The following is an 11784-nucleotide window of genomic DNA, read 5'->3' on the forward strand; positions in this document are numbered from 1 at the left end:
TCAATCACCCACCCCGAATTCATACCGTTTGCGTTTGATCTCTTCGTTGATTTGTTTGTTCCAATAGAACAGACTCTCGCGCGGATTCTCCAGATTGAACACCACGTTGCGGAAGGCATTGTCGATATTGCGGGACGTGTAGTAACCGCCCGGCAGTTCCGGAATTTCGTTCACTTGACCCCATTGCTCCAAGAGCGCGGCTTGCTCCGAACGGCTCCAATTGGCCGAGTCGAAGGCTTCCAGATTGGCCGGCATCCGTCTGCCCAGCACGCCCAATTCGTTCTCCAGCTCCTTGGCGAAGCGGCTTTGAATCTCCGGTTGGTTCCACCATTGCAGGAATGTCCACGCATCCGCTTTGTTGACAGCTTTGTTCAGCATAATCCCCGCCGTTCCGGTCGCCCCCGTCGCACGATTGACCGTTCCGTCCGCTTGCTTGACGCCTGGGATCGGGACCATCTTCCATGTGCCCGCAATCTCGGGTGCTGCCTTGGCCAGCCTGTTGTACAGCTTGTAGCCGGATATGACAATCGGCATCTCGCCGGTGCGGAATCGGTTGAAATCGTCCTTGTAGAGCGGATAGTCGTAAAGCATGTAGAAATCGGTCCATTGCTTGAACGCCCGATAGGCCGAGGGCTCATCGAAACGGGTTGCGCTTAATTCCTTGTTATAAAGCCCGCTGCCGTTCTGCATCAGCAGGGACGGGAACAGATTCAGGGTCCCCATGCCGCGGCTCAGCAGCTGAAAAGCATCCAGGTTCTCGTAGGGGAGCCCGATCTGCATATTGCGGATCTGCAGCTTCGGCGCAATCTCAAGCAGCTCTTCCCAGGTCTGCGGCGGTTCGACGCCAAGCTCCTTCAGAATATCTTCCCGGTAAAACATCATGAAGAATTCCTGCTCTTCCGGTATCGCATACGTACGGCCTTCGTATTGATAAGGAGTGAAGGCGGACGGCATATATTGTCCCGGCAGCTGCTCGAACCCTTCGAAGCCGTCCAGCGGAGCCAACGCGCCTCGTATCGCGAGGTTCATGGCGTCGCCGCGGCTGGTCAGGAGGTTGACATCCGGCCCCTCTCCTGCCATAACCGCTACAACCAAAGCGTTCTCTACCAAATTGAACTCGACCTTAATGCCGGTTTCGGGCGTGAAGGATTCGTCGATCAACCGCTTCACGACATAGGCCTGGTCCCTTCCCAGTCCTGTCCAAACTTCAACGGATTTCGCTTCCCCGCTGCCGTCATCCAGGGAGTTGTAGTTCTCGAAAAAGGAGCCCGCGAAAGCCCTCAGTTCATGTATGCCCTTCTGCATCCAACCCGCTTCGGCCTTGGGTCGCTTGCGTTCGGGCGATGCAGCGTACAGATAGTCAAGCTCAAGCGGCTGGCTGCTGACATTTAGCATCCAGTCGGCCAAACCCGTTAAATTCGTTTTGTAGCTGTCGAGCCGCTTCGGAATCGTATCCGGCCGGTCGATGAAACTGTTCACCTGACGAACCAGCAGCATCAGCGAGCGTGAGCCCGGATTATTGCTTCCCGTCAAGGAATCCAGCCGTTTGGCTTCCGCCTGCATGCGGCCGGACAAGCTTTCGAATCTCGGCAGCAGATCAGGAATGGCTCTCTCCAATTCATAGTCGCGGTACGGATCCGGTCTTGCGCTCGTCACCATCACGATTTCCCGGTACACCGACTGAAGCTCGGCAATCATATCCTTCACCGATCGGAGCGAAGGTTCCAGCTCGCCCAGCGTGCCCTCAAGCCTGATTTCGCGGACACCCTTCGTTAAGTAGAAGGAATACGGCTTTCCGGTCTCTTCCCCCAGCTCCTTGACCGCCCACTTCAGGCCGTAGGGGAAGCGGACGTTCCCCAGCTCTTTGAAGGGAACCTGTCCATCGATATAGATTTTTCTTGATACGAAAGAACCTTTGACATCGTTCTGACGATAACGAAATCCGATTTTGTACCAGCCGTCCTCAGGCACCTCGAGTTGCCAGCTGATCCATTGCCCCGGGGTATCCCAGTTGCTGCCTCCGATCGTGTTGACCCGCATCTTCACCGGATGGTAAGGAGTTGTAAGCGGGCTCGTACGGTCCATGGTCGGAAACAGTCCGGAAGACGATTTCAGATACGCCCGTTCCGCTTGGACGGAAGCGATAAAATCGCCGGGAGCCTTGGACTGTGCGGCTTTCGATTGTTGTTCCAGGCGGTAACCCTTATAATCTATAAGCTTTTTGGCTTGAGTCAATTGCAAGTAGTCGACCACTGCCGATTCGCGAACATTCTCGATCCGGATACGGTGTTTGCCTTGCGAAAGCTCCACCAGAAGCGGCCCGCCTTGGCCGCCCGGCTGAATGACTTTGCTTTCCAGCCACATAGGCTGTTCGATTTGCTTAGGCCGCAGGTCGTTGCCGCGGCTTTGCTTCAATGCTCCGCTCTCATCGCGCCAGACCCGGTTCAACTCAAAGGGCTCGCTGTTTCCCGTCAGCCGCTCGCCATCGACCAGCAGTTGGAATTCGATATCCTGCCCATTCCCTTCGAGCGGGTAGTAACCAACGGATAACTCGTATGCGGATGCTTCGGCGATAGTCACATCCCATTCCATGACATCGCCTTCTTCCCAACGCATGACATTCCGACGGCCTTCCCATTCCCGTATCGGCGCAGCCGTCGTATTTCGAGCAATGGTATCCTCCGCTTGGAGCGCCTTCCCGTCTGCCGGACGTGCCGCGCCGGCATATTCATAATCCGCTGCCGCGACGCTTTCTTGCTCCTTAAAGGCAAGCACCGTGATTACAGTCAGGATCATTAAAAACAGGAGACTGAGTGCCGCGGCCATCATCCACTTCGATTTCGTCCTCACAGTTAACCCCCGCTATTTGTTACTTCAAGTTATACCAAATCCGTTCAGAAACTGATTTCACTTTCCTCTGTTGAAAACATGCAATATGTTCAGAAGCTTACTTCCTGGAGACAAACACGTTGATCGACTTGACCGCGCTTCCGTCTTTGCTGCTCACGGTAAGCTCCGCTCTCCCCTCTTTGATCCCCGTTACCTCGGCAGCCGTGTCCCCGCGCTCCTGCACCGTCACGACCGACTCATCGCCGGACACCCACTTCACTTGCTGCTTCGCTCCGTACGGAACGACGGCGGCCGTCAGGCTGCGGACATCTCCTTCAGTCAATTGCAGGATGTTATCACTCACCAACATGCGCTTCGGAATGGCGCCGTCAGGATCTTCATCCCGCCATACGGATCGCATCGGATAATAGACCGCTTTGTCCAGGGCAACCTTGCCGCCAGCCGCAAAGAGCTCCAATCCGTTGCTGAGCGGGTCCGGAAACACAATCGCGCTCATGACGGCTTCTCCGTCGTTCGCGAACACTTCCACCGTCGAGTCGTCCACAAAAACCCTCAGCTTGATTTTGCCGCCCCTGACCTTCAAAGGCGCAGTCATCCGCTCCGCAAAGTTCGCCTCAAAGGAGCTTTCGCCGGATCGCGTACGGTCCAATACGAGCTCCTGGGCCGCGGAATCATAGCTGATGACCGTCTCCTGCCCGCTTCCTTTTCTGACCTTGATGCCGAAAGCGCCGGACTGCCCACTCGGCGTAAACGTCATTTCCGCCTCATAGGAGGCGCCCTTTATGCCCTCGAACGGATTGTCCCCCGGCGCAAGCGTTTGCTTCTTCAGCTTCCTGGGTTTGCCTCGCAGCATCGCCAGCTCCTCAACCGGCTCCTGAATCATGCGCAGCCCTTCTCCCGGAATGTCCCGCAGCCGAAGCTCGCGAGGAAGCGACATATTCCCCTTCCACACACCGGTCGGCATGGCAAAAGGGTAACGCCAATTGGACATCCAGCCCAGCCATATACGACGGCCATCCTCTTGCGGAATATCCGAGTAGGACATGGCTGCATAGAAGTCCTTGCCATAGTCGGTCCACAGCTTGACGGCCGGCAGATTGTCATTCTTGAACTTCTTTCCGTCGAAGGAGCCGATGAAATATTGCGCTTTGGAACCTTTGGTCTGTGTGTTGTTCCCGAGACTGACCGTCAGCACCCACCGCTTCTCCGAGGTTCCCTCGATCGGCAGCTCGAACAAGTCCGGAGTTTCCCAAACCGCGGCATGTGAACCGTTCCCCGGACCGAACTCGCCGGTCCACTCCCATGTCTTAAGGTCCGGTGAATTATAGAACCATACCTTTTTATCCACCGAAACGACCATGACCCATTTGCCGGTCGGCTCGTGCCAGAACACCTTCGGATCCCGAAAATCCTTTACACCTGGATTCGGGATAACCGGATTGCCTTCATACTTCGTCCACGTCCGCCCTTTATCCGAGCTGTAGGCAATGCTTTGCGACTGAAGTCCGTTCTTGAAGTGGGTGAAGATCGCAACGAGCCCCGGCTTGCCGCCAAAAAAGCCGCTCGTATCCTTCCAGTCAACGACCGCGCTGCCGGACCAGATATCGCCAAGCTCATCCTTGGCAATGGCCAGCGGGAGCTGCTCCCAATGGATCAAATCCTTGCTGACCGCATGCCCCCACTGGCCGCTGCGCTGGTAAAACTGGTGGTATTCCCCTGCGAAGTACACCATGCCGTTCGGATCGCTCATATTCGCGGTCTCCGGCGACAGATGGTATTGCGGGCGAAATTTCTCCGTGTAATAATCCGGCTTGGGATTATAGCTGAAACCGGCGGGAAGCGCGAAGGATTGTGCCTCCCTCTTCTGCCACTGCTCCTTGAGGGCTGCTGCCGAAATGAACAGAATTACAATTGCAATAGCGGCAGCCAGCGTAAAGCTGCGACGAGAAATCGACTGTTTCATGAAAGGACCCCCACTCCGGTATTAGTCATGTGCCATTGTACCGATTTGCCGCTCAAAAAGAATTCACTTTACTCTGTTGCGCAGTTTCAATTTGTTCAGGCGCGCCAAAAAAAGCCCCCGGGATCCCGGGGACTTCTACAACGTTAAACATTCTACTTTTTGTTTATGACCTGCTCCCGATATTCCTTCGGGCTCATCCCGTAATACTTCTTGAAGGATGTGCTGAAATAACTGGAGCTGGAATACCCCACCAATGTCGCAATGTCCGTCAGTTTCAATCCGCTCTCGCCCAGCAGCTGCTCGGCTTTCGTCATGCGAAGCTTCGTCACGTAATCGCTGAAGGTAATGCCTGCGTTCTGTTTGAACAACCCGGACAAATAGGTTTCATTTAAATGAAACATTTCGGCAAGCGAGGAAAGCGTCAGCTCATATGAAAAGTTTTCATCCACATACTTGCGTATGGCTTCAGCCAGTGTCTGTCCCCCTGCAAACCTTGTCTTCTTCACTTCGTCCATGACCAGGTGAGCCAGCTCATCCAACTGCTCCAGCACCTGCTCCCGGGAACGGTGATCCCACACCGTCATCTGGCAGTGGAACAGGTGCTTTTGCAGCGACGAATTTCCAAGCTCGAACTTTTTGGCAATCGCAATGAACAACAGGATTATCCGGAACGTCATGAAGGTGAAAGACATCATCGGTGTATCGCGATCCGTGGTGAAAAGAGCATGCACCTGCCTGGTGAAGGCCCGGATATCCAGATTCTCGATGGCCAGCATCAACTTGCGTTCCAACTCCGGTGTAAAGGCGTTCGTCAGCTCCAGTGTTCGTTTGTCTCCGCTCACGGCGGTCTCCTCAATCGTACTTTGGCTCCAGGAAAGCATACTCGAGGCATAGCCGTTCTTGATCCGGTTCAAGCCCTGGAAAGGCTCTCCGATCCCGGCCGCGCTGTCCAGCCGCAAGTACTGCTTGATTTTGCGCTTCAGCTCCCGGACGAACCTGGCCGCAAACCCATCCAACGCCTTGGTGTCGTCAAGCAAAAAGAGAAAATGCAGCATCGCCGGCTGGCTCACGTCTTGAAATGGAAAGATCCGGCCCTCTTTCTCCGCCATTTCCCTCCCCATCATCTGGAAGGACAATTGAAGCAAATCTTTCCGGTCATGCCACTCACCGATCCGCCCTTGCGGAATACGCATCTCCAGGGTCACAACCTGCATATAGAGATTGTCGACCGCCAGCGATGACAGTTGGAGCTGATACATTCTCTCTTTCACCGCAGCCAGGCTGAACATTTCGTTGTTGACCAGCTGCAGCAGCAGCTGCTCCTGAAGAATCTGCAGCTGCTGCCGGCTCTGAATCCGGTCCATCTGCTTGCGCTGCTGTTGATGCCGGTCTTCCTCCAGCTCAAGCGCCAGCTTGGACAACAGATCAGACAACTCGCTGCGCACGACCGGTTTCAATAAGTAATCCTTCACTCCCAGTTGGATTGCCGCCTTGGTATATTCGAAATCGGAATATCCGGACAGGACAACGGTTCGGACCAGAGGGTACCTTTCCTTGCAGGCTTTAATGAGGGCAATGCCGTCCATCTGCGGCATTCGGATATCGGTCATTACCAGGTCCGGCAGCGGCTGGCTGTTCAGGATGCGGAGCGCCTCCTCTCCGTTGGACGCCTCATATTCGATTCGGAAGCCTGCCGCCTCCCAGTTGATTTTGGCCTTTATACTGTTTCGCACACCCGCTTCGTCGTCGACCAGCAATACTCTGAACATCATCTCAGCTCCTTACCAAGGGCAGTTGCAACGTGATGGCCGTACCTTCGCCGAGTTTGGATTCCACTTGCAGCGTGAACTGCTCGCCGTAAAACAGCCGGCAACGGGCCAGTACGTTCCGCAAGCCGATGCTGTGTCCGCCGCTATCCAGGATACGGATCGATTCACCCGAGCGCACCTCCGCCACGAGGCTGTCGACCAGCTCCTGCGGCATGCCGATACCGTTATCCGTCACGGTCAGCGACAACCGGTCCTCGACAACCCGGGTCGCCAGCGATATGCCGGCTTTGCCTTCCTTCTCCAGACTGTACTTGACCGCATTCTCGATAAGCGGCTGCAAAATGAACTTGGCGATCGTCCATTCACCGGCCGCCGGGTCTTCTTCCATGGCAACATGCAGGTGATCCTCGTATCTCAACTGCAGGATAAACAAATAATCCCGTATATAATCCAACTCTTCTTTGACCATGACGATGTCGCTGCCCAGATCAAGAGAGTACCGCATCATTTTGCCCAGCGCCTCGGTGGCGTCCATAACGAGCTCCTCCCGCTTCGCCGCCGCAAGTCCGCTGATAATCTCGAGCGTATTGTAATAGAAGTGGGGGGTGATCTGGAGCAGAAGCGCCTTGTATTCGGCATTTTTGCGCCGCAAATTGGTCTCAAACTCCGTTTCGATCAAATAGCGCAGACGCTCCGTCATATTTTCAAACGTCCGTGTCACGTAGCCGATCTCGCTGTGGCCGGCCCTTGCTTCCGGCATCTTCTGCCTCGCTCGCCCGAACTCCCCGCGTTCGACATGCTTCATAGCCCTGGCCATAGCACTCAGCGGCTTTGTAATACCGAAGGAAAGCAAGAAAGCGACGACAATAACCGCGACCAGGAGAAGTACGCTGAGCAGCAGCAGCATGCGCGTAGTGTCACTGATTTGCTGGTATAACTCCTTTTCGGGAACTTCGCCGACAATGATCCAATCCTGCACAGGCAATCTGCGGAAAAATAACAGATAGGTGACATCGTTCTGCTCAATCGGGAAAACACCGCTGGTTTTGCCTTCGAACCGCTGCTCCAATTGGCTTAATCCGTTACGCAGAACGTCCCGGTTTTCGGTGAGATCCTGTCCCAGAACGCTCGTCCCATCCTGGGTGAGCAGATAAACCTTCCCGGTTTTACCGAAACCGATCTTTTCGATCGCGTCCCGCAATACACCGGTCGGATAATTGATTTTGACGAAACCGATCTCCCGAAGCGACTGAAGATGCACCAAGGGCAAGAGAAAGCTGTTTACATCCCGGCCGGTTAAAATTTGATCGGCTTGATCCCTGTCCTTATGGGCATTCGTCCACCTTCTCCCGTACTGCCTGTATTGCGAATGCCATTCGGTCAGGATGTAATCCTTGTCCTGCGTCCACAAGCCGCCGGTTTGATCGGTGAAAGCGCTGAGGGTTATGCCGTTCGAGTTGTTTACCGCATAGGATGAGAAATACTCCCGAAGCTTTTGCTTGGCAAGGACGCGCTCTTCAACCGAGCTCTCCGGATTAAGCTGCAGGGCGGTCCACTCCTGGGTGATCCGGTTGCTCATGACCTGTGTGCCGATATCCTCCACCTGCGTCAGCAAGGTCACGACATGGGAGGCAAATTGGTCGATCGTCTGTGAAGTCGAGGTCTCGATCGAAGACCGGATCAATGCGGAGGACTCCCGGCTTAATATAAAGATGACTGTAGTGAGCGGTACAATCAGCAATATGGAGAATACCACCATCAATCTGCTGCGCAGCGAGTAGAACATACAATCCCCCTGAAGAATCCTGCTTCCTAGTGGAATCATATCAGAATTCGGGCAGGCACATATTCAATTTTCTCAGGTTGTCAATTTCAAAATCCTTATCACTATTTCTGGGCTTCCAAAAGCGAGTAAGCCGCATCGATTTTCTTGATCGCTTCAGCCACAGACTCATCGACACTGCGCTTGCCGATCGTAACTTCCTCAAACACTTTGTTTACCGCCTCGGACATCTGCGGAAATATCGGCGTAATCGGACGCGAACGACCGAAGCGTTGATTCTGAACGACGAAGATGTTCATCGGATATTCATTCAACTCACCGATTTCCTTCGCTACGGAGTAGCGTACCGGAATATCTTTCGTCATGGAAACATACATTTTCTGTCCCTCGTATCCGGTTACGAAATTTACAAATTCCCACGCAGCCTCCGCATTGCCGCTGCGGGAAGATATGGCGAGCGCCCAGCTCCCGTTCGCGACGGCTTGCTCCGCTTCTTTCGGCAAAGGGGCTACATCATAATCTTCTCCCAGCTTGAAATCGGGGAAGTTGGCGGCAAAGTGGGACAGCGACCAGGAACCGTCGATGGTCATGGCCAGCTTGCCGCTCGGGAACGGATCGGGCGGATATTCCAATGCTGAAACTTTATGCGCGTTATAGAGATCCGAATAAAACCGAATCGCTTTTTTCGTTTCCGCCGAATCCAGATACCCTTGTGATGTCGTGCCGTCAGGACTCATCACTTCGCCGCCGAATTGCCAGATAATCGGATATTTAAAATAGGCGGTCGCCCCGGCATTCTGGAATCCCTGTGCCGGATCGATCCCATAAATGCCCTTATCCGGTTCGGTCAATTTTCGCGCGGCATCCAACACTTGATCCCATGTGATCGGTTGTTCCGGGTTTCTGGAAGGAAGCGGAATACCTTTGGCCTCAAACATCTTTTTATTATAGAAGAGCGCGATCGACGACTCGGTTAACGGCGCCATATAAATTTCGTCCTTATAGGTATAGGCAGACAGGGTCGATGGCGGAATATCCTCAATGTTGCCGTCCGAATTAAAATAATCGGTCAGCGGCAGCAGCGCTCCGGCTTCGGCGTAAGAAGCCATGTTCGGCGCATCGATACTCATAATATCCGGAGGCTGACCAGAAGCGATGGAGGTTCGCAGCTTGGTATCATAATCAGCGTACGGAATCGGGCTCATCTTGATGGTGATGCCGGGGTTTTCCTCCATAAACCGTGCGACTAATTGATCGTAGGCCGAGTTTTCAGCATTGTTCCCCGAATTCCGCCAGAACGTAAGCGTTGTCTTTTCTGTCACAGGCTCACTCGAGTCCGTTTCTGCAGGTGACGGCCGACCGGCGTCGCTGCCGGCGCACCCGGCCAACAGAACAATTATAAACACAATCACAAGACCCGGCTTGATTTTTTTCTCTTTCAAGCGTACCGCCCCCTTTCGTTTATGCATGAAGCTTCTTCCCGTATCGTATCAAACAAAAGGTTTCGATATATTCACTATTCTCTGATCTGACCTTTAAAATTATTTTGGTTATTGTCCGAGTGCCTTTTAGGTGAAGTCTACCACGTCAGTCAGCAAAATCAAGACCGAATTGCCCCCGCGAAATACGATGAGATGCTCCATGAACATACAGTTATCTATTAAATATATCGCATGATGTTAGATATAATTACATAATATCAAAAACTATATTGACACAAGACCGGATTTCTACTATGATTTATCCATTGTTAGTTTTTACTTCAAACAAACTAACTCACGCAAGGGAGACCAAGATGAAAAAAACAGGAAGCCTCGATTTGATCAAAAGTATTAACCGTTCTTTGGTGCTTGAGCAGATTCGCGGGCATCAGCCGATCACGAGGGCGGAGATCGCCAAAAAATTAAATTTGAGCCGCTCAACCGTATCGCTCATCATCGATGACCTGATTGAAAAAAAGTTCGTCAGCGAATTGGGTTTTGGCGATTCCACCAGAGAAGGCGGGCGGCGGGGGATGAAGCTCGGATTCAATCCGGCATCGGCTTACGGGGTCGGCGTCGATATCGGCGGAACCAAAATTTTAGTGGTGATTACCGATCTTGATGGAAATGCCGTATACAAAGAGAAGCGATCCTCCGTTAATCAAATACCCGAAATGACGGAGATGATTCAGGATTGCATCCGCAACTCCCGTATCGACTTGGAACAAATCATTGCAATGGGGATCGGGATTCCCGGTACTTTCGACAGGAATACGGGTGTATTGCTCGATGCGCCGGCGCTCGGCTTGAAGAATGTGAACGTCAAAAAGGAAATTGAGCCTCACTTTCCATTCCCCGTATTTCTGAACAATGACGTTAACTGTGCCGCGCTGGGCGAAAGATGGCGGGGCTCGGGAGACAACGCCGACGATGTCGTATTCATTGCGATCGGAACCGGCGTGGGGAGCGCGATTATCGCCAACGGGACGCTGGTAGAGGGACACCGGTCCGTTGCCGGGGAGATCGGTTACTTCATTACGCCCGAGGAAATTCGAAACCATATCGTCAACCGTCCCGATGAATTCGGTACCTTTGAGAACAAAACATCAGGTATGGCGCTGGGCAAAAGCGGATATTCGGCGGAAGAACTTTTCGAGCAATACGCCAAAGGTGACCCTAAAGCGGCAGATTATGTGGATCAGTTTGTAATCGAGATGTCGGCAGCGATTGCCAATATCGCCAGCTTGTTAAATCCCGAAAAAGTGATCATCGGCGGCGGCGTTTCGGAATCGCTGGCTTCCGTTATGGATGGTATCAAGAAAAGAGTAAGCGAATCCTCCCCCAACCGGAGCACGTTGCCTAAGAGGCACCCGCCGGGAAAAAGAAGGAGGGAAGCATCAAGCGACGACGCTTTCGATTGTCATCTGTCCTTGCGACTGGTTAACCTGAAAGCTTCCTCTGCCTTTTACGCCTCCCACAATAAAAGAACGCTAATCGCCGCGCATCATAATTTCTCTCGCAATAGCCTGCGCATAAGCCTTATCTTGATAGTGAGTCTCAAGCTGCTCAGTCAGTTCATTCTGCTGCTTCAGGTATTCCCGGCTGTATTCCTCGGCATAGCGCTTCAAATCGTGTTGGAGAACCAATTCAGCATAGGTAGGGCTTGCTGAATGATTTTTATCCGAAATTCAGAGCTAGGCGCCGACGTGACAGCATCGTGAAAATAAGGCAAAAAAGAACGCGGAGCCTGCGCTCCAGGTTCATCACCAGAAGTTGCAGCGTAATAACCGATTCGCTTGTCTTTGCAAGGCGTGCTCGAATGCAGCCAAGCCCGTACTTGCGCTTGCCTTCTCCGAACTTGCCTTCTATTGCGTTACGTTCTCCGGTGTCCTGTTTGGCAACTTGCTTCTCTTCGCTTGACGGACCGTTTTTGGGTTT

General features: G+C 53.2%; 7 protein-coding genes. 1 reads left to right on the forward strand and 6 read right to left on the reverse strand.

Annotated elements, in window-relative coordinates; genetic code table 11:
• The 5 genes from BG52_RS07225 to BG52_RS07245 form a co-directional block, all read right to left on the reverse strand.
• Nucleotides 1-2850: an extracellular solute-binding protein gene (locus BG52_RS07225; protein ID WP_036585854.1), complete on the reverse strand. Its 2850-nt coding sequence runs from the start codon at nucleotides 2848-2850 to the stop codon at nucleotides 1-3.
• A gap of 97 nt (nucleotides 2851-2947) precedes the next feature.
• Complete coding sequence (locus BG52_RS07230; RefSeq protein WP_051587748.1) at nucleotides 2948-4813, reverse strand: glycoside hydrolase family 32 protein; 1866 nt, start codon at nucleotides 4811-4813, stop codon at nucleotides 2948-2950.
• A 152-nt stretch (nucleotides 4814-4965) separates the two neighbouring features.
• Nucleotides 4966-6582, reverse strand: coding sequence for a response regulator transcription factor (locus BG52_RS07235; RefSeq protein ID WP_036585862.1), 1617 nt, complete (start codon nucleotides 6580-6582; stop codon nucleotides 4966-4968).
• A gap of 4 nt (nucleotides 6583-6586) precedes the next feature.
• A complete protein-coding gene (locus BG52_RS07240; RefSeq protein ID WP_036585852.1) occupies nucleotides 6587-8368 on the reverse strand; it encodes a cache domain-containing sensor histidine kinase in 1782 nt (593 codons plus the stop codon).
• A gap of 101 nt (nucleotides 8369-8469) precedes the next feature.
• Complete coding sequence (locus tag BG52_RS07245) at nucleotides 8470-9807, reverse strand: ABC transporter substrate-binding protein (protein WP_223298937.1); 1338 nt, start codon at nucleotides 9805-9807, stop codon at nucleotides 8470-8472.
• 353 nt (nucleotides 9808-10160) lie between these two features.
• Between BG52_RS07245 and BG52_RS07250 the strand changes: the two genes are divergently transcribed.
• Complete coding sequence (locus BG52_RS07250; protein ID WP_051602293.1) at nucleotides 10161-11516, forward strand: ROK family transcriptional regulator; 1356 nt, start codon at nucleotides 10161-10163, stop codon at nucleotides 11514-11516.
• Nucleotides 11517-11523: 7 nt separating this feature from the next.
• On the opposite strand, the gene BG52_RS07255 is transcribed toward BG52_RS07250, so the two are convergent.
• Nucleotides 11524-11784, reverse strand: a 261-nt coding sequence (locus BG52_RS07255) for a transposase (protein WP_036667035.1), incomplete at its 5' end; no start/stop codon positions are given.

It is taken from the genome of Paenibacillus darwinianus (assembly GCF_000598065.1).
Classification (GTDB): domain Bacteria; phylum Bacillota; class Bacilli; order Paenibacillales; family Paenibacillaceae; genus Paenibacillus_I; species Paenibacillus_I darwinianus.